The organism is Ancylobacter defluvii (assembly GCF_018390605.1).
GTDB classification, from domain to species: Bacteria; Pseudomonadota; Alphaproteobacteria; order Rhizobiales; family Xanthobacteraceae; genus Ancylobacter; species Ancylobacter defluvii.
In genome coordinates this window covers 235,065-261,364 of the sequence record NZ_JAHBGD010000013.1, presented here as the reverse complement: position 1 = coordinate 261,364, position 26,300 = coordinate 235,065, and the positions used below count along the sequence as shown (strand labels likewise).

General features: G+C 68.3%; 19 protein-coding genes. 9 read left to right on the top strand and 10 right to left on the bottom strand.

The features are described 5' to 3' along the window. Positions 1 to 41: 41 nt before the first annotated feature. The 5 genes from accC to KHC24_RS10845 all read right to left on the bottom strand — a co-directional run bounded on the left by accC (position 42) and on the right by KHC24_RS10845 (position 4,877). Complete coding sequence (gene accC / locus KHC24_RS10865; RefSeq protein WP_213363266.1) at positions 42 to 1,394, bottom strand: acetyl-CoA carboxylase biotin carboxylase subunit; 1,353 nt, start codon at positions 1,392 to 1,394, stop codon at positions 42 to 44. Between the two features lie 8 nt (positions 1,395 to 1,402). Next, entirely contained in the window at positions 1,403 to 1,876 is a 474-nt protein-coding gene (gene accB, locus KHC24_RS10860; protein WP_213363313.1) for an acetyl-CoA carboxylase biotin carboxyl carrier protein, read from the bottom strand. Positions 1,877 to 1,913: 37 nt separating this feature from the next. Next, a complete protein-coding gene (gene aroQ, locus KHC24_RS10855) occupies positions 1,914 to 2,375 on the bottom strand; it encodes a type II 3-dehydroquinate dehydratase (protein ID WP_213363265.1) in 462 nt (153 codons plus the stop codon). 175 nt (positions 2,376 to 2,550) lie between these two features. Next, positions 2,551 to 3,336, bottom strand: a complete 786-nt coding sequence (locus KHC24_RS10850) for a DsbA family protein (RefSeq protein WP_213363264.1) — start codon at positions 3,334 to 3,336, stop codon at positions 2,551 to 2,553. A 50-nt stretch (positions 3,337 to 3,386) separates the two neighbouring features. Beyond that, positions 3,387 to 4,877, bottom strand: coding sequence for a M48 family metalloprotease (locus KHC24_RS10845; protein WP_246546605.1), 1,491 nt, complete (start codon positions 4,875 to 4,877; stop codon positions 3,387 to 3,389). 144 nt (positions 4,878 to 5,021) lie between these two features. On the opposite strand from KHC24_RS10845, the gene KHC24_RS10840 reads away from it, so the two are divergent. Then, positions 5,022 to 6,230, top strand: coding sequence for a pyridoxal phosphate-dependent aminotransferase (locus KHC24_RS10840; protein WP_213363263.1), 1,209 nt, complete (start codon positions 5,022 to 5,024; stop codon positions 6,228 to 6,230). Between the two features lie 132 nt (positions 6,231 to 6,362). Here KHC24_RS10840 and KHC24_RS10835 read toward each other — a convergent pair whose 3' ends face one another. Then, positions 6,363 to 9,188: an Rne/Rng family ribonuclease gene (locus KHC24_RS10835; protein ID WP_213363261.1), complete on the bottom strand. Its 2,826-nt coding sequence runs from the start codon at positions 9,186 to 9,188 to the stop codon at positions 6,363 to 6,365. Between the two features lie 788 nt (positions 9,189 to 9,976). Between KHC24_RS10835 and KHC24_RS10830 the strand changes: the two genes are divergently transcribed. Together KHC24_RS10830 and KHC24_RS10825 are read left to right on the top strand one after the other, a co-directional pair. After that, positions 9,977 to 11,233 (top strand): N-acetylmuramoyl-L-alanine amidase, encoded by a 1,257-nt coding sequence (locus KHC24_RS10830; RefSeq protein ID WP_271180515.1) that lies wholly within the window; start codon positions 9,977 to 9,979, stop codon positions 11,231 to 11,233. Positions 11,234 to 11,328: 95 nt separating this feature from the next. Then, a complete protein-coding gene (locus tag KHC24_RS10825; RefSeq protein WP_213363260.1) occupies positions 11,329 to 13,764 on the top strand; it encodes a penicillin-binding protein 1A in 2,436 nt (811 codons plus the stop codon). A gap of 18 nt (positions 13,765 to 13,782) precedes the next feature. On the opposite strand, the gene KHC24_RS10820 is transcribed toward KHC24_RS10825, so the two are convergent. Further along, positions 13,783 to 14,397: a glutathione S-transferase gene (locus KHC24_RS10820; RefSeq protein WP_213363259.1), complete on the bottom strand. Its 615-nt coding sequence runs from the start codon at positions 14,395 to 14,397 to the stop codon at positions 13,783 to 13,785. A gap of 215 nt (positions 14,398 to 14,612) precedes the next feature. Between KHC24_RS10820 and KHC24_RS10815 the strand changes: the two genes are divergently transcribed. Together KHC24_RS10815 and prfB are read left to right on the top strand one after the other, a co-directional pair. Then, positions 14,613 to 15,137 carry an Lrp/AsnC family transcriptional regulator gene (locus KHC24_RS10815; protein WP_213363258.1) on the top strand — a complete coding sequence of 175 codons (525 nt, stop codon included), beginning with the start codon at positions 14,613 to 14,615 and terminating at the stop codon, positions 15,135 to 15,137. Positions 15,138 to 15,414: 277 nt separating this feature from the next. Further along, entirely contained in the window at positions 15,415 to 16,545 is a 1,131-nt protein-coding gene (gene prfB / locus KHC24_RS10810; protein WP_213363257.1) for a peptide chain release factor 2, read from the top strand. Positions 16,546 to 16,590: 45 nt separating this feature from the next. On the opposite strand, the gene bcp is transcribed toward prfB, so the two are convergent. Next, on the bottom strand, positions 16,591 to 17,058 hold the full coding sequence (gene bcp / locus KHC24_RS10805) for a thioredoxin-dependent thiol peroxidase (RefSeq protein ID WP_213363256.1): 468 nt from the start codon (positions 17,056 to 17,058) through the stop codon (positions 16,591 to 16,593). A 161-nt stretch (positions 17,059 to 17,219) separates the two neighbouring features. On the opposite strand from bcp, the gene KHC24_RS10800 reads away from it, so the two are divergent. After that, positions 17,220 to 20,780, top strand: a complete 3,561-nt coding sequence (locus KHC24_RS10800; RefSeq protein ID WP_213363255.1) for a YhdP family protein — start codon at positions 17,220 to 17,222, stop codon at positions 20,778 to 20,780. 57 nt (positions 20,781 to 20,837) lie between these two features. Here KHC24_RS10800 and tyrS read toward each other — a convergent pair whose 3' ends face one another. After that, entirely contained in the window at positions 20,838 to 22,097 is a 1,260-nt protein-coding gene (tyrS, locus tag KHC24_RS10795) for a tyrosine--tRNA ligase (protein ID WP_213363253.1), read from the bottom strand. A 100-nt stretch (positions 22,098 to 22,197) separates the two neighbouring features. On the opposite strand from tyrS, the gene KHC24_RS10790 reads away from it, so the two are divergent. Continuing rightward, entirely contained in the window at positions 22,198 to 23,346 is a 1,149-nt protein-coding gene (locus tag KHC24_RS10790) for an anhydro-N-acetylmuramic acid kinase (protein WP_213363252.1), read from the top strand. Positions 23,347 to 23,574: 228 nt separating this feature from the next. Continuing rightward, complete coding sequence (locus tag KHC24_RS10785) at positions 23,575 to 23,940, top strand: hypothetical protein (protein ID WP_213363251.1); 366 nt, start codon at positions 23,575 to 23,577, stop codon at positions 23,938 to 23,940. Between the two features lie 91 nt (positions 23,941 to 24,031). Here KHC24_RS10785 and KHC24_RS10780 read toward each other — a convergent pair whose 3' ends face one another. Then, entirely contained in the window at positions 24,032 to 24,697 is a 666-nt protein-coding gene (locus KHC24_RS10780) for an alpha/beta hydrolase (protein ID WP_213363250.1), read from the bottom strand. A 341-nt stretch (positions 24,698 to 25,038) separates the two neighbouring features. Here KHC24_RS10780 and KHC24_RS10775 point away from each other — a divergent pair, with 341 nt between their 5' ends. Beyond that, the gene (locus KHC24_RS10775; RefSeq protein ID WP_213363249.1) at positions 25,039 to 26,208 is read left to right on the top strand and encodes a cysteine desulfurase family protein; all 1,170 of its coding nucleotides are present in this window, start codon (positions 25,039 to 25,041) and stop codon (positions 26,206 to 26,208) included. The last annotated feature ends 92 nt before the right edge of the window (positions 26,209 to 26,300 follow it).

The following is a 26,300-nucleotide window of genomic DNA, read 5'->3' as shown; positions in this document are numbered from 1 at the left end:
CCGCAAAGAGTGAAGGCGCCCGAGGGCGCCTTCAGCAGGGTTCAGCTGGCCGGCTCGCCTTCGGCGAGGAAGGCTTCGAGCCAGTGGATGTCATAGGCGCCGCGCTTGATGTCGTCATTGACCACCAGCTCGCGGAACAGCGGCAGCGTGGTCTCGATGCCCTCGACCACGAACTCGTCCAGCGCCCGCTTGAGACGGGCCAGACACTCGGTGCGGTCGCGGCCGTGGATGATCAGCTTGCCGATCATGCTGTCGTAATAGGGCGGGATCGAATAGCCCTGATAGACCGCCGAATCCATGCGCACCCCGAGGCCGCCCGGCACGTGCCAATAGGCCAGCTTGCCCGGTGAGGGGCGGAAGGTGCGCGGATGCTCGGCGTTGACGCGGCACTCGATGGCGTGGCCCCGCAGGATCACGTCTTCCTGGGCGAAGCTCAGCGCCTCGCCGGCGGCGACGCGGATCTGCTCGCGGATCAGGTCGAAGCCGGTGATCGCCTCGGTCACCGGATGCTCCACCTGGATGCGGGTGTTCATCTCGATGAAATAGAACTCGCCGTTCTCATACAGGAACTCGATGGTGCCGGCGCCGAGATACTGCATGTCGCGCATGGCCTTGGCGACGGTGCCGCCGATGCGGGCGCGCTGCTCCGGCGTGATTACCGGGGAGGGGGCCTCCTCGAGAACCTTCTGGTGCCGGCGCTGCAGCGAGCAGTCGCGCTCGCCGAGATGCACCGCATTGCCCCGGCCGTCGCCGAAGATCTGGATCTCGATATGGCGCGGCGTGCCGAGATATTTCTCGATATAGACCGCATCGTCGCCGAAGGCGGCCCGCGCCTCGGAGCGGGCGGTCGACAGCGCCGAGGAGAGTTCCTCGAGCGAGCGCGCGACCTTCATGCCGCGCCCGCCGCCTCCGGCGGCGGCCTTGATCAGCACCGGGAAGCCGATCTCCGCGGCGACGCGGGCGGCTTCCTCATCGGTGGAGACGCCGCCCTCGGAGCCGGGCACGCAGGGAATGCCGAGTGCCTTGGCGGTCCGCTTCGCCTCGATCTTGTCGCCCATGATGCGGATGTGCTCGGGCTTGGGCCCGATGAACTTCACGCCATGATCGATGAGGATTTCGGCGAAGCGGGCGTTCTCGGACAGGAATCCGTAACCCGGATGCACCGCCTCGGCGCCGGTGATCTCGCAGGCGGCGAGAATGGCGGGGATGTTGAGGTAGCTGTCCCTGGCGGCGGCCGGGCCGATGCACACGCTCTCGTCGGCAAGCTTGACGTGCATGGCGTCGGCGTCGGCGGTGGAGTGCACCGCGACGGTGGCAATGCCGAGCTCCTTGCAGGCGCGCAGCACCCGCAGGGCGATCTCGCCGCGATTGGCGATCAGGATCTTGCCGAACATCGGCTTCCTCACTCGACGATCACGAGCGGCTCGCCATATTCGACGGGCTGACCATTATTCACCAGAATCTGGGTGACGGTGCCGGCGCGGGGCGCGGGAATGGCGTTCATCGTCTTCATCGCCTCGACGATAAGCAGGGTCTGGCCCTCCTTCACCACCGTGCCGATGTCGATGAAGGCGCGGGCACCGGGCTCGGGCGAGAGATAGGCGGTGCCGACCATCGGCGAGGGCACCACGCCGGGATGCTTGGCCGGATCGGCCGAGGCCGGCGCCACGCCCGCCACCGGGGCGGCCAGCGGGGCAGGTGCGGCCGGGGCGGCGAAGGCCGGTGCCGGGGCAGCATAGACGGTCGGCGCGGCGCGGACGACGCGGATGCGCAGATCCTCGTGCTGCACCTCGATCTCGGTGAGGTCGCTCTCGGAGAGAAGGTTGGCGATCTCGCGCACCAGCGCGGGGTCAATGGCGGGTTTGGTCGTTTTCATCATGATCCCGTGACGGTCCTTGCCCGTCTCCCTCAACTCACGCGGCCGGAGTTACGCGGCTTGCGGCCAGCGCGTCGATCGCGAGCCGGTAGCCTTCGCTCCCCAGGCCGCAGATCACCCCGCGGGCGACCGACGAAATGTAGGAGTGGTGGCGGAATGCCTCGCGGGCAAAGACGTTTGACAGATGGACTTCGATCGCCGCGACGCCGACCGCCTTGATGGCGTCGGCCAGCGCGACCGATGTGTGGGTATAGGCCGCCGCATTCAGCACCACGCCGAGCGACCCCCGCGCGGCGTGGATCATCTCGACCAGCTCGCCCTCGTGGTTCGACTGCCCGAAGACGAGGGTGAGCCCGTGGCGCTCGCAGGCCGCGCGGCTCAGCGCCTCGATGTCGGCGAGCGTGGTATGGCCATAGATCGCCGGCTCGCGCGTGCCGAGCAGGTTGAGGTTCGGTCCGTTGATGACGTGAACGGTGCCAGATTGGATGGTATCGGTCATGGTGCCCCGAGTGACGGCCCGGCCGGCGGAAGCCGGCATGACCGCGGGGTTATAGGCAAAGGCTCGCCCGAGGCCAAGCCCCTAACGGTTTCCCCCGGCTCCGGCGGCCCGCTTGCCCGCGGGTAACTGTGGGAAAACCGCCCCGGCCGCGGCCGGGGCGGCTGGCGCGAGGGTGTCAGCAGGTGGCTTTGCCGCAGCTGCGCACGGAATCGATGGTGCCCTTCAGCTGGTCATGGCCGACGGCGCCGATGATCACCGCATCGCCGGCAACATAGCTCGGCGTGCCGTCGATGCCGAGCGCATCGGCGATCTGCATGCTTTCCTGCAGTGCGGCGTTGACCTCCGGGCGGGCCATTGCCTTCTCGACCGCGGCACGGTCGATGCCGGCCTCGGCGGCGGCCTCCAGCGCGCGGGCCTTGTTGGCCTGGCCGCGGCCGCCGAGAAGGGCCTTGTGGAAGGCGAGATACTTCTCCGGCGCGACCAGCTTGACGCCGACCGCCACCTGCGCCGCCTCCACCGAGCCCGGCCCGAGCACCGGGAATTCCTTCAGCACCACCTTGAGCTTGGGGTCGCTCTCGATCAGCTGGACGAGGTCGGGCAGCGAGCGCTTGCAGTAGCCGCAATTGTAATCGAAGAACTCCACCAGCGTGACGTCGCCCTTCGGGTTGCCGACCACCACGCCGTGCGGCGAATCGAAGATCTGCGGCTTCAGCTGGGCGATCGCCTGCTTGCGCTGCTGGTCGGCGGCGACGGCCTGTTTCTTCTGCAATTCACCGATCGCCTCCTGGATCACCTCCGGGTTCTTCAGCAGGTAATCGCGGATGACGCTCTCGAATTCCTTGCGCTGGACATCGTCCAGCGCGGAGGCCGGGGCGGCGCCGATGCCGAGCGCGAGGCAGATCGCGAAACTCGCCGCGAGCAGGCTGCGCGCCGCGCGGCGGAAGGGGGAAGTCGGCGACATGACGGTCTCCAGAAATGCGGCTTTCACGGGAAGATGGGTTGGCGTGCCGATCACGGCGTCTGCCGTCGGATCTGCTTGGGCGGCGGCTTGAGATTCACGATGTCGTCCGCCTTCAGCCAGCCGGGCGAGCCATAGGGGAAGGCCTGGCGGGCACGGGCGGCCAGCTCGCGGGCGAGGCGGATATCGCCGGTGAGGAGGGTGGACTGTGCCGAGGCGAGATCGGCATTCGGCAAATCGCCCTTCTGGCCATAGGCTTGGGCGAGGAAGCGCCAGCCGGCGGCCGAATCCGGTTCGCGCTGCACGCCGAAGGTAAGCTCGCGCACCGCCTCGTCGAGAGAGGCCTTGTCATTGGCCGCCACCAGCGCCTGGCCGAGCAGGGTGCGGATGAGCGGCGCGCCGTTCGACAGCTGCACCGCCCGGCGCAGCGGCGGGATCGCCTCGCGGGCGCGGCTCGCTTCCAGCAGCGCCTGGCCCTTGAGCTCGTAGAAATAGGGGTTGTTCGGCTGTTCGGCGATCAGCGCATCGATCTGGCGGATGGCATCCGGCACCGCGCCATAGCGATAGGCGGAGATGGCACGGGCATAGCGGGCCGGCCGCGAGGTGTTGGACGGGGGATAGCGCCGCGCCACCGCATCCGGCGGTTGCGAGAAGCCCACCAGCTTGGCGCGCATCATGTCGTGACGCGCCTGAAGCTCCGGCGAGTCCTTGACGTTCTTGTAGGGACTCTTGGCGACCAGATCCTCCAGCGCCGCGACGCGCTCGCGCGCCATCGGGTGGCTCAGCACATAGGGATCGACGCGCTGGCTGATGAACATCTGGTCGTTCTGCATGCGCTCGAAGGTTCTTACCATGCCGACCGGCGACTGCTTGGTGGCGTTGAGATAGGTGACCGCCGAACGGTCCGCCGCCTGTTCCTGGGCGCGGGCATAGGCCAGCACCGAGCGGCGGGCGATCTCCTGCGGTCCGGCGAGCGCGGCGGCGGCGCCGCCCATATTGCCGCCGGACGCCGCCCCGGCCGCCACGCCGCCGGCGGCGAGCAGCGTGCCGATGATCGCCATGGTCTGGGCATTCTCCAGTTCCAGGCGCATGCGGGCGAGATGGCCGCCGGCGATGTGGCCGGTCTCGTGCGCCAGCACGCCGATGATCTCGTTCGGCGTCTCGCTGCTGGCCAAGGCTCCGGTGTTCACGAATATCCGCTTGCCGTCCATCACGAAGGCGTTGAACGAGGGATCGGAGATGATGACGACCCGCAGGTTCTGCTGCGTCAGCCCGGCGGCGCGCCAGATCGGCCGCATATAGTCGCGCAGCAGGTTCTCGATCTCGGTGTCGCGGATGGTGGTCGGCGACCGACGCGGCGCATTCTGCTGCGCCAGCGCAGCGGGCGAGAAGGCGATGGGGGCGAGCGCCGGCGGGATGGCAAGCGCCAGAGCAAGCGCCAGCGTGCCCGCCGCCGGTGCGAGGCGGCGGCCGACTTTGGCAAACCCGTGTTTCGTCACGCTCCGCCGAAGCGGGGGGTTGTCAAGGCTGGTCAGAAGCATCATCCATCGGCTGCAGGCGGGTGTCGCGACCTGACCCGCTCTCCGAGCCGGGGTCAAGAGCGGCATGCATCATCTTCGTTTGAACGTAACGTCGCACACGAACCGCAGATTGCGGCACCGATGCGGCGACATGACGAGACCCCATCCATGACCGGCGCTTTTCCCTCCTCCATCACCCTCGACGCCGCGGCGGCGCTGCTCGCCACCCCCTCCCGGCGCAGCGACATCGCGCCGTTCATCGTCATGGACGTGATGGAGCGGGCGGCGCAGATCGAGGCGGCGGGTGGCCATGTCGTGCATATGGAGGTCGGCCAGCCGGCCGCGCCCGCGCCGCTCGCCGCCCGCGCGGCGGCCCGGCGGGCGCTCGACGAGGGACGGGTCGGCTACACCACGGCGCTCGGGCTGCCGGGCCTGAGGGCGCGCATCGCCCGGCACTATGGTGAGGCCTATGGCGTCGATCTCGACCCGGCGCGGGTGGTGGTGACGACGGGCTCTTCCGCCGGCTTCCTGCTGGCCTTCCTGGCGCTGTTCGAGCCCGGCGACCGAGTAGCGATCGCCAATCCCGGCTATCCGCCCTACCGGCACATTCTCACCGCGCTCGGCTGCGAGCCGGTTCTGATCGAGACCGACGCCGCCTCGCGCTGGGTGATCACGCCCGAGGCGCTGCTCGCGGCGCATCGGCAGGCACCGCTCAAGGGGGTGCTGGTGGCGAGCCCGGCCAATCCGACCGGCACCATGATGCGGCCCGAGGCGCTTGCCGAGCTGATCGCCACCGCCGAGGCGGAGGGCATCCGCTTTATTTCCGACGAGATCTATCACGGCCTCGACTACGCCTTTCCTGCCACCACCGCAGCGGCGATCTCGCCCAATGCGACGGTGATCCACTCCTTCTCGAAGTATTTCTGCATGACCGGCTGGCGCGTCGGCTGGATGGTGATGCCGGCGCCGCTGGTGCGGGCGGCGGAGCGCCTGCAGCAGAATCTGATGATCTCGGTGCCGACGCTGTCGCAGGTCGCCGCGGAAGCCGCTTTCGACGGTGCCGCCGAGATGGAAGAGGTGAAGCATGGCTATGAAGCGAACCGGCTGCTGCTGACCCGCGAACTGCCCAAGGCCGGGCTGCCGGAGTTCCTGCCGGTGGACGGCGCCTTCTATCTCTACGCCGACGTTTCGCGCTTCACCGACGATTCGGCGGCTTTCGCGCGGCGATTGCTCGACGAGGCGGGGGTGGCGGCGACACCGGGGGTCGATTTCGACCCGCATCGCGGCCATCACTATCTGCGCTTTTCCTATGCCGGAGCGCTGGGCGAGATGGCGCTGGCGGTGGAGCGGATCGGCGCCTTCCTGCGCCGGGGGTAGGCGATCCGGAGCCCGCGCAGCGGGGACGAGGCACGCGGCGGCGAACTCCACCGCCACCGACGGGATGGCAAAAGAAAAACCCCGGTCCGCGTCGGCGGGCCGGGGTTTTATGTTTCAGAGGCGGGCGGTCGCTCAGCTACCGAAGATCTTGCGCTGCCACCAGCCGGTGCGGCGCGGACGATCATCGGTCGGCGCGTCGGTCGCGTCGTCGGCAGGGGTCGCTGTCTCCGCGCCCTCGCTCGCCACCGGCGCCGGGGCGGGCGTTTCCGCCGGAGCCACAGGCTCGGCCGGGGCGGACACCGGCTGCGCCAATCCCTCCGCGGTCGATTCCGTCACCACCGGAGCGGCCTCGCGCACCGTCGAGCGACGGCGGCGCGGCTTCGGGGCTTCCGCCTCGACGGCAACCGGCGCAGCTTCCACCACCGGAGCCGGGGCTTCCGCATCGGCCGGCGCCGCCTCGCTGCCTGCGGCCTCGGTCGGAGCAGCGGCCTTGTCGGCGCGCGAGCGGCGGGTGCTGGGGCGACGGGCGCGCGAACGCGGCTTGGGTGCGGCCTCCTCGGCCGGTGCCGCCTCGGCGGACGCTTCCACCACGACGGCCTCGTCCACAGGGGCCTCGAAGAGGGCGGCCTCGGCGACCGGAGTATCCGTCACCGCAACATCGACGGCAGACGTGTCGGCAGCCGGAATCTCGGCTGCGGCTTCGCCGGCCTGCACGGCCGCTTCCACCGCGGCCTCGCCCTCGACCGGGGCGGCGGCGATCACCGGCGCCTCGGCGGCCGGCACACCAACCGCCCAATCCTCGCCGACAGCTTCATCGCCGACGGCTTCCTCGCCGTCCTCGTCGTCACCCTCGAACTCGACGCCGCTCATTTCGCCATCGCTGGCCGAACCGGGGGCGTCGCCATTGGCTCCACCGCCACGCCGGCGGCGACGCCGGCGGCGGCGGCGGCGATTGCCATCGCCCTGCGACGCGGCCTCGCCGGGTTCGGCCGGAGCGGGAGCCGGCGTCGGGGCTGCGGCGCTCTCGACCTCCGCAACCTCTTCTTCCTCTTCCTCGACAATCGCGATTTCGTCCTCGATCTCCACCACCGGCTCGCTCGGGCGCGGCAGCGGTATCGGGTTGAGCACCGCCTCGCCCTTGTCGATGGCGAAGGGAATCAGGCCAGTCAGCGACGCATCGGCGGAGATGGTGATCAGTACGCCGAAGCGGGTCTCCAGCTCATGCAGATGCGCGCGCTTGTGGTTGAGCACATAAAGCGCGTTCTCGGCGCGGGTGCGCACGATGAGGTTGTGCGTGTTCGACTTGAGCAGCATGTCCTCAGCGGCGCGCAGCAGCTGCAGCGCCACGGAGGAGGAGGCGCGCACATGGCCGGTGCCGCCGCAATGCGGGCAGACCTCGGTGGAGGACTCCAGCACGCCGGTGCGGATGCGCTGGCGGCTCATCTCCATCAGGCCGAAATGCGAGATGCGGCCAAGCTGGATGCGGGCGCGGTCGTTCTTCAGGCACTCCTTGAGTTTGCGCTCGACCGCCCGGTTGTTGCGCTTCTCGTCCATGTCGATGAAATCGATCACGACGAGACCGGCAAGATCGCGCAGGCGCAACTGGCGGGCTACCTCTTCGGCGGCCTCCAGGTTGGTCTTGAGCGCGGTGTCCTCGATATTGTGCTCGCGGGTCGAGCGACCCGAGTTCACGTCGATCGAGACCAGCGCCTCGGTTGGGTTAATGACGAGATAGCCGCCGGACTTGAGCTGAACCACCGGCAGGAACATCGCGTCGAGCTGGCTCTCCACCCCGAAGCGGGCAAAGACCGGCTGCTGCTCGCGATAGGGCTTCACGTTCTTGGCATGGCTCGGCATGAGCATGCGCATGAAGTCCTTGGCCTCGCGATAGCCCTCGTCACCGGAGACCAGGACCTCGTCGATGTCCTTGTTGTAGAGATCGCGGATCGAGCGCTTGATCAGCGAGCCTTCCTCATAGACCAGCGCCGGGGCGGTGGAGGCGAGGGTGAGTTCGCGCACGTTCTCCCACAGGCGCAGCAGATATTCGAAGTCGCGCTTGATCTCGGTCTTCGTACGGCTGGCACCGGCGGTGCGCAGGATGATGCCCATCCCCTCCGGCACGTCGAGGTCGGAGGCGACCTCCTTCAGCCGCTTGCGGTCCTCGGCCGAGGTGATCTTGCGGGAAATGCCGCCGCCGCGCGCGGTGTTCGGCATCAGCACCGAATAGCGGCCGGCGAGCGACAGATAGGTGGTGAGCGCCGCGCCCTTGTTGCCGCGCTCTTCCTTCACGACCTGCACCAGCATCACCTGCCGGCGCTTGATCACTTCCTGGATCTTGTAGGTGCGGGCACGGCGCTGCGGCGCGCGCTCCGGCACTTCCTCAAGGGCATCGTCGGAGCCGACCTGCTCGACGACTTCCTCCTCGCCGGCGATTTCCTCGACCTCGCCGGTCGGCTCGTCATCGGCGGAAGGCCGGCGCGGCCGGCGGGAGGGGCGCGAGGTGGGCTCGTCAATGTCGGCGTCGGCGTCGGTGGCGGCGCTCTCCGTGGAGGCGTCCTCGCTCACCGTCTCGTCGCCGGCGGCGCGCTTGGCGCCTGCCTTGTCGTCGCGACCGCGACGGCTGCGGCCGCGGGGGCGCTCCTCGTTCTCTTCCTCGGCGTCCTTGCGCTGCTGGCGCTCCTCCTCGGCAAGCAGCGCCTGCCGGTCGGCGACCGGGATCTGGTAATAGTCGGGGTGGATCTCGCTGAAGGCGAGGAAGCCGTGCCGGTTGCCGCCATATTCGATGAAGGCGGCCTGAAGGGACGGCTCTACCCGCGTGACCTTGGCGAGATAGATGTTGCCGCGCAGCGGCTTGCGGTTGGCGGCCTCGAAGTCGAATTCCTCGACTCGACTGCCGCGCACCACCACGACCCGGGTCTCCTCCGGGTGGGTGGCGTCGATAAGCATCTTGTTGGCCATTGAACTCTCATATGGGGGCACGGCGGCGTCGGCGGCGCGAGCGCGGCCGGACGGCGGAAAGCGTGCCTGTAAGCGGGGGGCGATAACGGGCCAGGAGGACGAGCAGCCTCGCATGCGGGGCGCGAGCGACGCGGCGCCGACATCCGGCGATCACGCGCCGGGCGGGAAATCCCGCTCGGTGCCCGATCCGCCCATGCCGGCTGACGTGTCATCACTCTGGTGTCGTCCATTCCTCGACCGAACAGGTAGCCGCGGTCGCGAACGACCCGGCCGGCGGCATATGGCGAGGTAGAAGCGCGCGGTCAGCTCGGAACGAGCCGGCGCCGACAAGCGGCGTTCCGCGGCCTCGACACGTCGTCGGCTGAAGCGTCCCCGCGGCGCGCGGTCCGCGAGGGCCGCTCTCTAGCATCCTCACGCGCCCTGTAATGGAGCTGGCCCGGACGGGCCTGATCGTGGCCGGATGCTGGGCTCCTCCATCACTGGACCGCCCGGCGCCATCGGATCGCGAAAGCCGGATAACCCGACGTCCCTGCAGGCGAACCATATGCATGCTCTTAATAGCGGCACGCGTGCCGATTTGGCAAGCCGCGCGTCGCTTGAGCGTTGCCCGCCGGCCACGCTGCGACGGGACGGGAACTCCGGCGGTCAACGAGTGGTTAACCCGGGTTCCCTATTCCGTTAGATAGCGGGCGGGGGCCAGACGTTTCGGAGAGACGACGCTGACGACGCGCAGGCGATCGAAAAGTTTCAGGGGCGCGCTGCTGGCGACGCTGCTTCTGGCGATCGGGCTGGTGACCCAGATTGCGGTGGCGAGCGCCGAGGATGCGCCGGCGGCCGCGGCCGAACCCGCAGTGGCGACCGACGCCCGGCTTGCCGGCGATGACGAGCGCACGCGCCTCGTGGTCGATCTGTCGCGCTCGGTCGCGCTCGGAGCCTTCACCCTCGCCGATCCGTACCGCGTCGTCATCGACGTGCCGGACGTGGTGTTCTCGCTGCCGGCGGCCTCCGGCCAGGAGGGGCGGGGCCTCGTCACCGCCTATCGCTTCGGCCTGTTCGCCCCGCGCAAGGGGCGCATCGTGATGGACCTCTCCGCGCCGGTGACCATCGACAAGGCGTTCGTGCTCGACCCGATGGACGGGCAGCCGGCGCGGCTGGTGGTCGATCTGGTCAAGGTCGATCGCGCCACCTTCCTCAAGGCCGTCGCCGCGCCGGTGCGCAGCCTGCCGGACCGCGCGACGGCGCGTCCTGCGCCGGCGGCGCCGGGCGATGTGCGCCCGGTGGTGGTGATCGATCCCGGCCATGGCGGCATCGATCCCGGCGCTACCAATGCCGCTTTCGGGGCGGTCGAAAAGGAGCTGACGCTCAAGATCGGCCTCATGCTGCGCGACAAGCTGGAGAAGACAGGGCGGTATCGCGCGGTGATGACCCGCGACGACGACACATATGTGGCGCTGGGCCAGCGGGTGGAGATCGCCCGCGAGGCCAAGGCGCGGCTGTTCATCTCGCTGCATGCCGATTCGCTCTCGGCGCGCGACGGCGATGTGCGCGGCGCCACCATCTACACCCTGTCCGACCGGGCTTCCGACGCGGAATCGCAGCGGCTGGCCGACACCGAGAACAAATCCGACAAGATCGCCGGCCTCGATCTCTCCGAGGAGCCGGCCGACGTCGCCGGCATCCTGTTCGACCTCGCGCAGCGCGAGACGCGCAATTTCTCCGCTGCCTTCGCACGCACGCTGGCGAACCATGTCGAATCCACCGCGCGCATGCACAAATCCCCGCTCAAATCGGCGGGATTCCGGGTGCTCAAGGCGCCGGACGTGCCTTCCGTGCTGTTCGAGCTCGGCTATCTTTCCAGCCGCAAGGATCTCGAACTCATGACATCGGATGAATGGCAGTCTAAGGTCACCGATGCGATGACGACGGCCATCGAGGCCTATTTCACCGCTCAGAAGCCGACGGACGGCATGTCGGTCGCCTTGCCGGGCGGGCTGGAAGACGCGGTCGACGGCGCCCGCGTGGCTCCGGCCGCGATTAGGCCATAGTTGCTGCGCACAGGGTGCGTGGAGGCGACGTCGGTTCATTGCGCCTGTCCGCCGCGTGTCGCGGCGGGCGCACTAGCATGCGGGGTCAAGGCCGAATGCGGCTGTTGTTGCGGTTCCTGGGTTTCCTGTTCGCGGTCGGCACCATCCTGTTCGTGGTGGGCGGGGCCGTGGCCAGCTATTTCGTCTGGAAGTACTCGCAGGATCTTCCTGACTACACCCAGCTGCAGAACTACGAACCGCCGGTGATGACGCGCATCCACGCGACCGACGGCTCGCTGCTGGCCGAATATGCCAAGGAGCGCCGGCTCTATCTACCGATCCAGAACATCCCCGACCTGGTGAAGGAAGCCTTCATCTCCGCCGAGGACAAGAACTTCTATTCGCATGGCGGCATCGACATCACCGGCATCGGCCGCGCCGGCTATGCCTTCCTGCAGAATTACGGCTCGGGCCGCCGGCCGCAGGGCGCCTCGACCATCACCCAGCAGGTGGCGAAGAACTTCCTCCTGACCAATGAGGTCTCGCTCGATCGCAAGATCAAGGAGGCGCTGCTCGCCCTGCGCATGGAGCGCGCCTATTCCAAGGACAAGATTCTCGAGCTCTATCTCAACGAGATCTATCTCGGCATCGGCTCCTATGGCGTCGCCGCCGCCTCGCTGCTGTATTTCGACAAGTCGGTGAACGAGCTCACCATTGCCGAGGCCGCCTATCTCGCCGCCCTGCCCAAGGGACCGAATAACTACCACCCGTTCCGTCGCCACGACGCCGCCGTCGAGCGCCGCAACTGGGTGATCGACCGCATGGCCGAGAACGGCTACATCACCCAGGAGCAGGCCGACAAGGCCAAGGCCACCGACCTCGCCGTCACCGTGCGGCCGACCGGCGCCCACATCTTCTCCGCCGAGTATTTCGCCGAGGAAGTGCGCCGCGAGATCTTCGAGCGCTATGGCGAGGACAAGCTCTATGGCGGCGGCCTGTCGGTGCGCACCACGCTCAATCCCAAGCTCCAGCAGATCGCCAAGAAGTCGCTGCTCGACGGCCTGACCCGCTATGACGAGCAGCGGGGCTATCGCGGCGCCATCACCGGCATCGAGGTGTCCGGCGACTGGGGCGCCCGCCTCGCCGATGTCCGCGCCTTCAGCGACATCCCCTGGCGCCTCGCCGTGGTGCTGGAGGCTGGTGCCGACTCGGCGCGCATCGGGCTGCAGCCGCAGCGCGACCGTTCCGGCCAGCTGCCCGACCAGCGCGAGGTCGGCATCGTCACCGCCGACGGGGTGAAGTGGGCGCTGCGCGGCAAGAAGGGCGTCAACGCCGTGCTGAAGGCCGGCGACGTCATCTATGTCGAGCCGGTGGACGGCAAGCCCGACCAGTGGCGCCTGCGCCAGCAGCCGAAGATCGAGGGCGCGCTGGTGGCCATGGACCCGTGGACCGGGCGCGTGCTGGCGATGGCCGGTGGCTTCTCCTTCGACGAGAGCCAGTTCAACCGCGCGACGCAGGCGCAGCGCCAGCCGGGCTCGTCCTTCAAGCCGTTCGTCTACGCCTCGGCGATCGACAATGGCTACACCCCGTCGAGCATCGTGCTCGACGCGCCGTTCGAGTTGAGCCAGGCCGGGCAGGCGACCTGGCGGCCGGAGAACTATTCCGGCAAGTTCTACGGCCCGCAGACGCTGCGCTTCGGTCTCGAACAGTCGCGCAACGTGATGACGGTGCGGCTCGCCAACGATCTCGGCATGCCGGTGATCGTGGACTATGCCAAGCGCTTCGGCATCTACGACAATCTACTGCCGGTGCTGTCGATGTCGCTGGGCGCCGGCGAGACCACGGTGATGCGGATGGCCGGCGGCTATTCGATGTTCGCCAATGGCGGCCGGCGCATCAAGCCGACGCTGATCGACCGCGTTCAGGACCGCTACGGCAAGACCATCTACAAGCATGACGAGCGCGAATGCCGCGGCTGCGACGCCGCGCAATGGCAGGACCAGCCCGAGCCGACGCTGATCGACCGCCGCGAGCAGGTGCTCGACCCGATGACCGCCTACCAGATGGTCTCGATGATGGAGGGCGTGGTCCAGCGCGGCACCGGCACGGCGCTGAAGGTGCTGGGCAAGCCGGTGGCCGGAAAGAGCGGCACCACCAACGAGGAGAAGGACGCCTGGTTCGTCGGCTTCACCCCGGACATGGTGGTGGCGGTCTATCTCGGCTTCGACACCCCCAAGCCGATGGGCAAGGGCTCGACCGGCGGCCTGATCTCGGCGCCGGTGGTGCGCGACTTCATGCAGGTGGCGCTGGCCGACCGCGCGGCGGTGCCGTTCCGGGTGCCGCCGGGTATGAAGCTTATCCGCATCAACCCGAAGAGCGGCCTGCGCGCCGGGCCGGGCGAGAAGTCGATCCTCGAGGCGTTCAAGCCGGGCACGGCGCCGCCCGACAATTATTCGATCGTCGGTGCCACCGACGCCACCGGCCGGCCGACCACGGTCTCGCCGGAAGCCGACCGTGCCATCGGCAACAGCGGCACCGGCGGCCTCTACTGAGGCGCCGCCGCCGCCGTCTCACAGCATCGGCGTGCCGGTGAATTCCGGCAACGCCTCCGCCCGCGCCGCGAGGCTCGCGAGCGCCGGGATCTGCGCATCCTCGATCTCGCCCGGCAGCATCAGGCGGGTGAAGCCGAGCGCCACGGCGGCGGTGATGTCCGCCTGCATCGGCCGTTCGCCGAACAGCCAGCCCTCATCCGCATCGATCTCCGCCTCCAGCAGCCCATAGGCGGCGTGGAGCTGGCCGCGCACCCGCGCGAGCCATGGCTCGTGGCGCTTCTCCTGCGGACGCAGCTCAAGCTCATAGACGATCTGCATCGTCTTCTCGCAGGCGGCCAGGGCGAGGCCGATGACGCGCTGGGCGCGGGCATGGTCGGGGATGTCGGCCGGCTCGAGCGTCAGCGCCGGGTCGGCGAGGCGCTCGACATGAGCGAGGATCAGCGTCGAATCCATCAGCGTCACGTCCGCATCGGTGATGAAGGTCGGCGCCTTCACCACCGGGTTGATGGCGCCGAAGGCGTCGAAATGCCGGAACACCGATACCGGTTCATGGGTGAAGGGCAGACGCAGGAACTTCAGCGAGATTGCGACCCGCCGGACATAGGGCGAATCGAGCATGCCGATAAGGCGCATGGAAGGCTCCACAAAGCGCGGGACTGGCCCCGCAGGTCCAAAAGATGTGTGCGACGGCGCGGAACCGACCTCCACGCGTCCGGATGTATGACCGCGCGGGAGTCTTCTCCCGATCGTGATGTGCTGCGGCGGCCGGCGCCGAGCCGCCTCGGCAACATGGCAAATGCCGGTGGCCGGTGCCATGCTGATCCATCGGCGAAAACGGGGTTCTGCCTATGGATTCAAAGCGCACCGAGAGTCGCGGCGCACGCCTCCCCGGCGTCCGGCCGGCGGTGGTGGGGCTCGACGACCGCGACTTCGCTATTCTGGAAGCCTTGCAGGAGGACGGGCGGTTGCCGCTCTCCGAACTCGGGCGCCGCATCGGCCTCTCCCAGCCGGCGGTCTCCGAGCGGGTGAAGCGGCTGGAGGAGCGCGGCGTCATCGCCGGCTATGGTGCGCGCATCGATCTTGCCGCCGTGGGGCTGCGGATGACCGCCATCATCCGGCTCAAGACCACGCATGAGCATATCCGCCCCTGCCTCAACGCCTTTGAGGCGCTCCCCTATATCGTCGAGGTGCACCGCGTCACCGGCAATGACTGCTTCGTGCTGAAGGCGATCGTGCCGGCGCCGGAGCATCTCGCGATCATCGTCGATGCCATCGGCCGCTTCGGCGAGGTGACGACCTCGCTGGTGCTGCGGTCGGAGCCGGAGCGGCCGATCTCGCGCGAATTGATGATCGCCGCGCGTGGTCGGGATTGAATCCCTTCCCGGCAGGCGGCCATGCGCGGCCTGCGGGCTGGTATTTGGCTTCGGCAACCGAGCGACTGGTCTCACTTCTCCGCGTCCGGTTGTGTCGATGAAGGGCAAAGCGCCTGGTCCGGGTGGGCGGAGACGCTGGCAATCGCCTGCTCGCTCGACGGGCGTTCTTGCCGCGCCGGTGGACGCACGGGGAGGGCGGGAGAGGAGGGGCGTTTACAGTCCGGTGCTTCCTCTCTATTTTCCGCCGCCTTTCTCCTACGGTTCGAGAGTGTCCATCATGCGCGCCGACCTCGCCGCGAGCGTCGACGAAATCCGCGAAGCTGCCGGTCTCCTGCGACAGCACATCGATTTCGATCGTTCCAAAGCCCGTCTCGCCGAGCTCAACGCGATGGCGGAAGACCCGAATCTCTGGAACGACCCCGAGCGCGCGCAGAAGCTGATGCAGGAGCGCGGCACGCTGGAGGATGGGCTCGGCGCCATCGAGCGTATCAACCGCGAGCTGGCCGACAATGTCGAGCTGATCGAACTCGGCGAGATGGAAGGCGACGAGGACATCGTCACCGAAGCCGCCGCGGCGCTTCAGCGCCTCAAGGCCGAAGTGGCGCGCCGACAGCTGGAGGCGCTGCTGTCGGGCGAGGCGGACGCCAATGACAGCTATCTCGAAGTCCATGCCGGCGCCGGCGGCACCGACAGCCAGGACTGGGCACTGATGCTGCTGCGCATGTACACGCGCTGGGCGGAGCGGCGCGGCTTCAAGGTGGAGCTGGTGGACGAGACCGGTGGCGAGACCGCCGGCATCAAGTCCGCCACCATTCTGGTCAAGGGCCACAACGCCTATGGCTGGCTGAAGACCGAGGGCGGCGTGCACCGGCTGGTGCGCATTTCGCCGTTCGATTCGAACGCCCGGCGCCAGACCTCGTTCTCGTCGGTGGACGTCTATCCTGTGATCGACGACCGTATCGTCGTCGACATCAAGGAGAGCGACCTGCGCGTCGACACCATGCGGTCGGGCGGCGCCGGCGGCCAGCACGTCAACAAGACCGAATCGGCGGTGCGCTTCACCCATATCCCCACCGGCATCGCCGTGGTGGCGCAGGGCGACCGCTCGCAGCACAAGAACCGCGCCACCGCGTGGGAGATGCTGCGCGCCAAGCTTTACGAGCTGGAACTGAAGAAGCGCGAGGCGCAGGCCGCCGCCGACCAGGCCGCCAAGACCGATATCGGCTGGGGCCACCAGATCCGCTCCTATGTGCTGCAGCCCTACCAGCTGGTGAAGGACCTGCGCACCGGCGTCACCTCCGGCACGCCGCAGGAGGTGCTGGACGGCGACCTCGATCCGTTCATGGAAGCCGCGCTCGCCCAGCGCGCCTATGGCGGCGGCCCGGCGAGCGTCGACGACGTCGACTGAGGCGCGTCGAGGCGCGCCTCAGGGGCGTGTGCTAGAGAGCCTGCCCTAGAGGGCCTGGGCCGCGGCGAGCACCGCCTCGGCATGGCCGGCGACCTTCACCTTCGGCCAGACCTGCGCGACGCGTCCCTCGGCGTCGATCAGCAGCGTCGAGCGCTCTATGCCCATGAAGGTCTTGCCGTACATGCTCTTTTCGCCCCAGACGCCATAGGCGGAGAGCATGGCGTGCGACTCGTCGGTGGCGAGCGGGAAGGCGAGACACTCCTTGTCCCGGAACTTCACCAGCGCCTTGGCGGGATCGGCGGAAACCCCGAGCACCGAGGTGCCCGCCTTCTCGAACTCCGGCAGCAGACGGTTGAAGTCGTGCGCCTCGATGGTGCAGCCGGGGGTGCTGGCCTTGGGATAGAAATACAGCACCAGCTTGCGGCCGCGGAAATCGGCGAGGCGTACGATCCTGCCGTCGTCGCAGGGCAGTTCGAAGTCGGGTGCCGGCTCTCCGGCGGCGATGGTGGTCATTTGCCTTCCTTTCGTCGGCTTTTGCGGCGATGCCGCGCGTGGCAGCGCACCAGCCCGTGCCGATCCCCGTCATAGATTTGCCGGCGGACAAGAAACAGACAGGATATCGCGATAGACCCCGCTGAGGCGCTATCATCCACATGCAGAGATTCGGGCGGTAGATGATCGACAGGACGATGCGCAGTGCCGGCGGGCGTGCCGGGCCGGGAAAGCGCCCGCGTCTGCGGCGGATAGCGCGCGCCTGCGAGGCGCCGCGCCGTCGTCGCCGGTGGGTTCGCGTCTGTGGCTGGTCGTTCGGCAGCCTGCTCGGCCTGGCCATCGCAGCGGTGATGACGGTCTATGTGCTGTTCTCGACCGGGCTGGTGACGGTGAACATCGCCCGTCCCTATGTCGAGCGGGCGCTCTCCGAGCGGCTCGGCGCCGGGCGCAGCGTGAAAATCGGCGAGATCGTCTCCAACGGCGCCGCGCCGGGCGGCATGACGCTGCGCGTCAACGACATCGTGGTGCGCGACGAGGCGGGAGACGTGATCGCCTCGGCGCCGCAGGCGGAGATCGCCCTGCAGGACCGCCTGATGCCGTGGATGGCGGGGCCGAAACGCATCGACCTGATCGGCGTCAAGCTGCAGGTGTGGGTCACCGCGGATGGCGGGCTCGCGGTCTCCACCGGCGAGAACGCCAAGCCGATGCATACCCCGGCGCCGGGCCACACGGCCCGTCCGTCCGCCTCGATCGGCGCCGCGCCCGCTGCCGCCGCCGTGTCGGCGGACGCATCGGCTGCGATCGCTCCCGCCGAAGCCGACACCGCACCACCCATCGGCCCGATTCGCCTCGCCAGCCTCGCGGCACTGGCCGATGCCCTCGACCGTGGCGGGCTCGATGGCGGCGAACTGTCCGATATCGGCCTGAAGGACGGCACGCTGACGCTGCGCAGCGAGGTGAGTGGGCGCAGCTGGGTGTTCAACGCCATCGACATCAACCTCTCCCGTCCGTCTGCCGGCGGCCTGACCTTCGACCTGCGCGCCGGCGGGGCGGACGGTCCCTGGTCGGCGCAGGCGACCATCGCCCCGATGGTGAACGGGCGCCGCGATATCGATGTCGGCATTCGCGACCTCGCCCCGCGTGACCTGATGATCGCCGCCGGCATGGCCGATGCGGACCTCGTCGCCACCTCGCCGCTCTCCGGCGAGATCCATGCCCAGATCGACGAGCATGGCGACCTTGTCGGCTCCGCCGGCCGGATGCTGGTCGGCGCCGGCGAGTTGCAGCTGGGCAAGGACGAGCTCGGACGGATGATCATCGACGAGGTGTCGCTCGATTTCAGCTTCGATCCGCACAGCCGCAAAGTGGCGATCAAGCCGCTCTCCATCCATGCCGGCCCCCTCGACCTCGAAATCGCCGCCGATCTCAATCTGCCGCAGACCGAGGATGGCATCTGGACGCTGCACGCCACCCAGGCGAAAGGCAGCCTCGGCGGCGGCGGCCCGCTCTCCGAGAAGGAGCCGCCCTTCGTCGCCGGAAACATCGCGCTCGATCTGCGCTACGATCCCAAGGCGAAGAGCCTGAGCATCGACAATGCCAAGGTGAGCAGCGATCAGGCCGAGATCACGGTCGGCGGCGGGGTGGAGCTGGGCGGAGCGGAGCCGGCGCTCAGCCTCAATGTCTCGACCACCCCGACCTCGGCGACTACGCTGAAGCGTATCTGGCCGGTGCTGGCGGCGCCCGAGGTGCGGGACTGGGTTTATGACAACGTGGTCTCCGGCGAGGTCAGCCGCGCCGAGATCGCGCTGAACGCGCCGCTGTCCTCCATCGGCAACTCCGACAACCCGCTGCCGGACGAAGCCCTGCGCATCGACATCGTCGCCGGTAACGGATCGTTCCGCGTGCTCCCGGAACTGCCGGCGGTCACCGGCGCCGATGTCAGCGTGCATGTGACCGGCCGCACCGCCCATGTGGAAGCCTCCAAAGCCGGGTTGCAGACGCCGGCCGGGCGCAAGCTCACCATATCCGAGAGCGTCTTCGACGTGCCGGACACGGCGCCGAAAACGCCGACCGCCAAGATCCGCATCGCTCTCAACGGCGCCGTCGCCGGCATGGCCGAGCTGGCGAGCCTGCCCTCGCTGCGCAGCCACGCGGCGGCCTCGCCGCTTGACCCGGCGACGGTGTCCGGCGATTTCCAGGGCGTGGCGCAGGTCAGCATCCGGCTGTCGGACAACATCAAGCCCGCCGATGTCGACTTTGCCTTCGAGGCCACGCTGAACGATTTTTCGGCCGACAAGATGGTGCTCGGCCATGACCTCGACGACGCTGATGTCCGCGCCTTCGTGACGCCGCAGGCCAGCGTGTTCCGCGGCGACGGCAAGCTCGGCGGCGCGCCGGTGAGCTTCGACTACACGCTTCCCGTCAAGGGCGACGCTTCCTTCACCATGGCGGCAACATTCGACCAGGCGACGCGCGACAAGCTCGATATCGATCTCGCCGGCCTCGGCGGCACGGTCGCGGTCAAGCTGAACGGCACCACCACGGCGAACGGCAAGATGAGCGCCGATGTCGATATCGATCTCACCAAGGCCCGGCTCGCCGAACTGGTGCCCGGCTGGTCGAAGCCGGCGGGTAAGCCGGCGCGGCTGACCGCCAGGCTCAGCAAGACCGATGATTCCATCAAGCTGGACAATCTCGTGGTCTCCGGCGCGGGCGTGAACATACGCGGCTCGGTGGTGCTGGATGCCAAGGGCGTGCCGGTGAGCGCCGACTTGCCGACCTTCCAGCTTTCGGACGGCGACAAGGCGAGCGTGAAGGTCGACCAGGTGGGAGGGGTGGCGCGGATCACCGTGCGCGGCGAGGTGATCGAGGCGCGGGCTTTCCTGAAGAACCTGCTGGAGGCGCCGATCGCCGGCAATACCGACCAGGCCAAGCCGGTGGATGTCGATCTCGACGTGAACCTCAACGTCGTGGTGGGCAATAATGGCGAGACCATGCGCGAGGCGGTGCTGAAGCTGTCGCGGCGCGACGGGGCGCTGCGCACCTTCTCGCTCGGCGCGCTGGTCGGCCGCGACGGCGGGGTGACCGGGCAGATCATGAACGGCGCCGGCGGCACCAAGGTGATGCGGGTGGCGACGACCGATGCCGGCGCGCTGCTGCGCTTCATCAATTTCTACTCGCGCATCTATGGCGGCGATCTGTGGATCGACATCGACCCGCCGAACGGCGACGGGACGCCGCAGAACGGCGTCATCAACATGCGCGACTTCGTGGTGCGCGGCGAGGCCGGGCTGGACCGGCTGATCGCGGCCGCGCCGGCGACCGCCGTCAACGGGCGCCCGCAGCCCGGCGCGGCGATCACCTTCAAGAAGCTGCAGGTGAGCTTCACCCGCTCGGCCGAGCAACTGACCATCCGAGACGGCGTGGTCTGGGGCCCGGCGGTGGGCTCGACCTTCGACGGTTCGCTCGATTATGCGCGCGACCGCATCTCGATCCAGGGCACCTATGTGCCGGCCTATGGGCTGAACAATCTGTTCTCGCGCCTGCCGGTGCTCGGCTTCTTCCTCGGCGGCGGGCCGAATGAGGGGCTGGTGGGCGTGACCTACGAGATCGTCGGGCCGCTCAGCGGGCCGACGCTGCGGGTGAACCCGATCTCCGCCGTGGCGCCGGGCTTCCTGCGCAAGATCTTCGAGTATCGGCAGGCGCCGGATCCGACGCCGCCGGCGGTGGTGCCGACGCGGTAGGCATGAAAAAGCCCGGGCGCTGCCCGGGCTTTTCGGTTTCCGTGCGTCTCGTCCCGCTCACACCGGCTTCAGCAGCACGTGCTTCTTCTTGCCGAAAGACAGTTTCACCACGCCCTCGGGCGTGAGATCGCGGGCGCTTACCGCCGCCTTGTCGTCGGTGACGGTGGCGTCGTTCACCTTGAGCCCGCCGCTCTTGATCTGCCGGCGGGCCTCGCCGTTCGAGGCGACGAGGCCGGTCTTCTCCGCGAACACGCTCAGCACGCCGATGCCGGCTTCCAATTCCGCCGCGGGGATCTCGACGGTCGGCAGATCGGCGGAAAGACCGCCTTCCTCGAAGGTCTTGCGCGCCGTCTCGGCCGCCGCCTCCGCCGCGGCGCGGCCGTGCAGCATGGCGGTGACCTCGGTGGCCAGGATCTTCTTCACCTCGTTGATCGCCGCGCCCTTGGCCTCGTCGGCGAGGCGGGCGATCTCGTCCATCGGCAGCGTGGTGTAGAGCTTCAGGAAGCGCTCGACATCCGCATCCTCGGTGTTGCGCCAGTACTGCCAGAACTCGTAGGGGCTCAGCATGTCGGCGTTCAGCCACACCGCGCCGCTCAGCGACTTGCCCATCTTGGCGCCGGAGGCGGTGGTGAGCAGCGGCGAGGTCAGGGCGTAGAGCTGCTGCGTGCCCATGCGGTGGCCGAGATCGATGCCGTTGACGATGTTGCCCCACTGGTCGGAGCCGCCCATCTGCAGGCGCACGCCGTAGCGCTTCGACAGTTCGACGAAGTCGTAGGCCTGCAGGATCATGTAGTTGAATTCGAGGAAGGACAGCGACTGCTCGCGCTCCAGCCGCGTCTTCACGCTGTCGAAGGACAGCATGCGGTTGACCGAGAAGTGCCGGCCGACATCGCGCAGGAATTCGAGATAGTTGAGGTCGCGCAGCCATTCGGCATTGTTGATCATCATGGCGCCGGTGGGGGCGTCGCCATAGCTCAGGTAGCTGGAAAACACCTGCTTGATCGAGGCGATGTTCTCCTCGATGGTCTCCACCGTCATCAGCTTGCGGGCCTCCTCCTTGAAGGAGGGGTCGCCCACCATGCCGGTGCCGCCGCCCATCAGCGAGACCGGGCGATGACCGGTCGCCTGCAGCCAATGCAGCATCATGATCTGGATCAGGCCGCCGGCATGCAGGCTCGGCGCGGTGGGGTCGAAGCCGATATAGGCGGTGACGGTTTCCGTGGCGAAGAGCGTGTCGAGCCCCTCGGGGTCCGAGATCTGATGAACGAAGCCGCGCTCGGAAAGGGTGCGCAGGAAGTCGGAACGGAACGTCGTCATGTCTGGCCTGCCGGCATCAACGCCATGTAAAGGTTCAAGGTAAAGGATTGGGCGCGTCATGTAGCAGCTTCGGGCGGCACATGCACGCCGGGAGGGCGAGATGGCGGAGTCCGTGGTGGCGATCGGTCTGATGAGCGGCACCTCGCTCGACGGCATCGATGTGGCGCTGATCGAGACCGACGGCGAGAGCATCGCCGCCTTTGGTCCCTCGGCCACCTATCCTTATCGGACCGAGGACCGGGCGCTGCTGGTGCGGGCCATCGAGGAGGCAAAAATGCTGGCCGACCGCACGGCGCGCCCGGGCGTGCTGGCCGAGGCCGAGCTGATGCTGACGGCGCGCCATGGCGAGGCGGTGGTGCGCTTCGTCGCCACGCATCCGCAGGCGGCGAAAGCGCAGGTGGTCGGCTTCCATGGCCAGACGGTGCTGCACCGGCCGGAGATCGCCCTCACCGTGCAGATCGGCGACGGGCCGGTGCTGGCGCGGGCGCTGCGGGCGGCGGGGCTGAAGCCGGGGGGCGAGCTGGTTTACGACCTGCGCGCCGCCGACGTGGCGGCAGGCGGGCAGGGGGCGCCGCTGGTGCCGGTCTATCACGCGGCGCTGGCCAAGGGGCTCGTGGATCGGCTGGGCCTGCCGGTGCTGTTCCTCAATCTCGGCGGGGTGGCCAACGTCACCTATATCGACGGCATCAACGATCCCATCGCCTTCGACACTGGTCCGGCCAACGCGCTGATCGACGACTTCATGAAGGAACGCACCGGGTTGCCGGTCGACGCCGATGGCGCCTGTGCGGCGGCGGGGCATGTCGACGAGGCGGCGCTGTCGCGGCTGCTGGCGCATCCCTTCTTCGCCCAGCGTCCGCCGAAATCGCTGGACCGCAACGATTTCAAGGTCTTCGTGGCGGAGTATGCCGGGCTGGCGGCGAGGAGCACCGAAGATGGTGCGGCGACGCTGACCGCGCTCAGCGCGGCGACGGTGGCCGCCGCGCTGCCCTTGCTGCCGCAACGGCCGCAATCGGTGGTGGCGGCCGGCGGCGGCGCGCATAACCCGACGCTGCTCGCCATGCTGGCCGACCGGCTCGGCGTGCCGGTGACGCCGGCCGATGCGCTCGGCCTGTCCTCGGATGCGATGGAGGCGCAGGCCTTCGCCTTCCTGGCGGTGCGCGCGCTACGGGGGCTGCCGCTCAGCTTCCCCACCACCACGGGGGTGCCGGCGCCGATGGCCGGCGGGGTCGCGGTGGCGTTGGACTGAAGCGTGGCGCGACAGCGGCGCCGCGGCTGAAGCAAAGCTGAAGCCGATGTTCAGAAAAACTGAATTTTACCTCTTATCAGCGAAGTATTCCTGAAACGCAATGGTGCGATGCGCAAACGTATGATGCGCCGCACAATATAATGCGTATGTTGACGGCTCCCGGAAGTCCGGCTCGCCAGGCAGGCAGCTTCTGATCAAAACGCCTGGACAGAACTTGGAGCAATCGAGATGCGCAACCTTTCTCGTGACATTCTGCCCCTCGCCTTGGCGGGTGGGCTGATCGCCGTCGCCTTCATCGCCCCCGGCTTTGCCGCCGATCGGATTGGCGCGCGCCCCGTGGCGGCACAGACGATCAATATCGGCTATGTGCGCGGCGTCGCCTATTACACCCCGCAGGCGGACGGCTATCACGTCGTGGCGACGCTCAGCGTTGCCGGCGGTGCGCCGATCCGCGTCGCGGCCACGCTGCAGCCGGAGCAGGCGGTGAGCTTCTCCGTGCCCGGTCCCGAGGGTGCCGATGTGAGCCAGGTCGAGATCGCGCGTCGCGGCGACAGCGTGACCGTGACCCATCCGGACCGCCTCGTGCTCAACTGAGCCGTCGCAACGGCGTCCTGCTGCGTCTCGAAAATGAAAAGCCCGGCCAAGTGCCGGGCTTTTATTTGTCGTTGTCGTAGGCGGATCCCGCTCAGGCGGCGTTGTCGCTTTTGCGGGTGTCCGGCAGGCGCCGGTCGAGATAGCCGCCGATCAACTCGGTCAGTTCCTCGGTCCGGTTGTCGAAGAAGTGGTTGGCGCCGGGCACGGTCTGCTGCTCGATGACGATGCCCTTCTGCGTCTTCAGCTTCTCCACCAGCGTGTTCACCGCCGAGAACGGCACCACCGCGTCCTTGTCGCCGTGAACGAACAGGCCGGAGGAGGGGCAGGGCGCGAGGAAGGAGAAGTCGTAGAGATTGGCCGGCGCGGCCACCGAGATGAAGCCTTCCACCTCCGGCCGGCGCATCAGCAGCTGCATGCCGATCCAGGCCCCGAAGGAGAAGCCGGCGATCCAGCAGGCGCGCGCATCGGGGTTGATCGACTGCGCCCAGTCCAGCGCGGCGGCGGCATCGGCGAGTTCGCCCTGGCCGTGGTCGAAGGAACCCTGGCTGCGGCCGACGCCGCGGAAGTTGAAGCGCAGCGTCGAGAAGCCACGGTTCACGAACTGGTAATAGAGATTGTAGACCACCGGATTGTTCATCGTGCCCCCGAACTGCGGGTGCGGGTGCAGGATGATGGCGATCGGCGCGTGGCGCTGCTTGGCCGGCTGGTACCGCCCTTCCAGACGCCCCTTCTCGCCGGTGAAGATGACCTCGGGCATGAAGTGTGTGATCCTAGATACGGGCGGCGCAACCGCCCTGCGCAGGCAGGCAGCCAAGGCGCGGGGCCGCCGTTTCAATTTTCCTGCAGGTGTACATAATACCGCGAGCGCCTTGACGACATAGGGTGTGATCCCTAATTTATTAGAATAATTCTAAATTTCTACGTATGGTTGCGTGCCGATGTCATGCAACCATTTCCAGCGTCGCCCGCGGACTGTGCGGAGCTGAAGCTATGAATGAGATGAGCTTGTTTTGCAAGCAAATCAACGGAGACCGCAGCGAAAGCGGCGGTGTCCTACTATATAGGCGGGCAGGCGCTGAATCACCGAACCGAGCCGTGATGAACGAACGCATCTATCTCGATCACAATGCCACCGCACCGGTACGCCCGGAAGCGGTCGAGGCGCTGACTGCCGCGCTGGCCGCGACCGGCAATGCCTCGGCCATCCATGGCGAGGGGCGGGCGACCCGTGCCCGCATCGAGCAGGCGCGCGTCGAGGTGGCGGCGCTGGTCGGTGGCGATGCGCGTGGCGTGATCTTCACTGCCGGCGGCACCGAGGCCGATGCGCTGGCGCTGATCCCGGACTATCAGCGCGCCGGCGAGCCGCTCCCCTGTGACGTGCTGCTGATCAGCGCCGTCGAGCATGCCGCCGTGTTGCGCGGCCACCGCTTTGCCGCCGACAAGGTGGAAATCCTGCCGGTGGATGCGCGCGGCCGGCTGCGGCTCGATGCGCTTGATGCCGCGCTCGCCGCCCATGCCGAGGCCGGGCACCGGGTGCTGGTGTCGCTGATGCTGGCCAATAACGAGACCGGGGTGATCCAGCCGGTGGCCGAGGCGGCGCGCCGCGTCCATGCCCATGGCGGGCTGATCCACACCGACGCGGTGCAGGCGGCCGGCCGTATCCGCGTCGATCTTGCCGAGCTCGGCGTCGACGCCGTCTCGGTCTCCGCCCACAAGATCGGCGGTGCGCCGGGTGCCGGCGCGCTGGTGTTCGCCGATCCGGACCTGCGCCCCGCACCGGTGTTCGCCGGCGGCGGACAGGAGCGCGGCCGGCGGGCCGGCAGCGAGAACGCCCCCGCCATCGCCGCCTTCGGAGCCGCGGCGAAGAGCGCCCGGCTGGCGCTCGATGGTGAAATCATCCGCATTGGCGGCTTGCGCGAACGGCTTGAAGACGCTCTAAGGTGCGAGTTCCCGGAACTGGTGCTGTTGGTCGGCGATGTCGATCGCCTGCCCAATACCGCGTGCTTCGCCCTGCCGGGCGCGCCGGCCGAGACGGTGGTGATCGCGCTTGATCTTGCCGGGCTTTCGGTGAGCGCCGGGGCCGCCTGCTCGTCGGGCAAGGTCGGCCCGTCGCATGTGCTGGCCGCGATGGGCGTGCCGGAGAAGATCGCCCGTTCGGCGTTCCGGCTGTCCTTCGGCTGGTCGAGCCAGGACGAGGATGTCGACCAGGCGCTCAGCGTGTTCCGCCGGGTGATCCCGGGGCTGTTGCGTCGCGCACGGGCGGCGTGACGAAGGATTTGGCGGCGGCGTCCCGGTGGCGCCGACGCTTGAATACGGCGACGACCGCAGGCGCGGCGCTGCCGATGTGACGTGTTGACCTG

Coding starts and splice junctions, on each gene's coding strand:
- KHC24_RS10825 (WP_213363260.1), top strand. CDS start 11,329: ATGCGGCTGTTGTTGCGGTTCCTGGGTTTCCTGTTCGCGGTCGGCACC.
- accC (WP_213363266.1), bottom strand. CDS start 1,394: ATGTTCGGCAAGATCCTGATCGCCAATCGCGGCGAGATCGCCCTGCGG.
- KHC24_RS10835 (WP_213363261.1), bottom strand. CDS start 9,188: ATGGCCAACAAGATGCTTATCGACGCCACCCACCCGGAGGAGACCCGG.
- KHC24_RS10845 (WP_246546605.1), bottom strand. CDS start 4,877: ATGATGCTTCTGACCAGCCTTGACAACCCCCCGCTTCGGCGGAGCGTG.
- KHC24_RS10790 (WP_213363252.1), top strand. CDS start 22,198: ATGGCGGAGTCCGTGGTGGCGATCGGTCTGATGAGCGGCACCTCGCTC.
- KHC24_RS10820 (WP_213363259.1), bottom strand. CDS start 14,397: ATGCGCCTTATCGGCATGCTCGATTCGCCCTATGTCCGGCGGGTCGCA.
- KHC24_RS10780 (WP_213363250.1), bottom strand. CDS start 24,697: ATGCCCGAGGTCATCTTCACCGGCGAGAAGGGGCGTCTGGAAGGGCGG.
- KHC24_RS10785 (WP_213363251.1), top strand. CDS start 23,575: ATGCGCAACCTTTCTCGTGACATTCTGCCCCTCGCCTTGGCGGGTGGG.
- KHC24_RS10815 (WP_213363258.1), top strand. CDS start 14,613: ATGGATTCAAAGCGCACCGAGAGTCGCGGCGCACGCCTCCCCGGCGTC.
- KHC24_RS10850 (WP_213363264.1), bottom strand. CDS start 3,336: ATGTCGCCGACTTCCCCCTTCCGCCGCGCGGCGCGCAGCCTGCTCGCG.
- tyrS (WP_213363253.1), bottom strand. CDS start 22,097: ATGACGACGTTCCGTTCCGACTTCCTGCGCACCCTTTCCGAGCGCGGC.
- KHC24_RS10800 (WP_213363255.1), top strand. CDS start 17,220: ATGATCGACAGGACGATGCGCAGTGCCGGCGGGCGTGCCGGGCCGGGA.
- bcp (WP_213363256.1), bottom strand. CDS start 17,058: ATGACCACCATCGCCGCCGGAGAGCCGGCACCCGACTTCGAACTGCCC.
- aroQ (WP_213363265.1), bottom strand. CDS start 2,375: ATGACCGATACCATCCAATCTGGCACCGTTCACGTCATCAACGGACCG.
- prfB (WP_213363257.1), top strand. CDS start 15,415: ATGCGCGCCGACCTCGCCGCGAGCGTCGACGAAATCCGCGAAGCTGCC.
- accB (WP_213363313.1), bottom strand. CDS start 1,876: ATGAAAACGACCAAACCCGCCATTGACCCCGCGCTGGTGCGCGAGATC.
- KHC24_RS10775 (WP_213363249.1), top strand. CDS start 25,039: ATGAACGAACGCATCTATCTCGATCACAATGCCACCGCACCGGTACGC.
- KHC24_RS10840 (WP_213363263.1), top strand. CDS start 5,022: ATGACCGGCGCTTTTCCCTCCTCCATCACCCTCGACGCCGCGGCGGCG.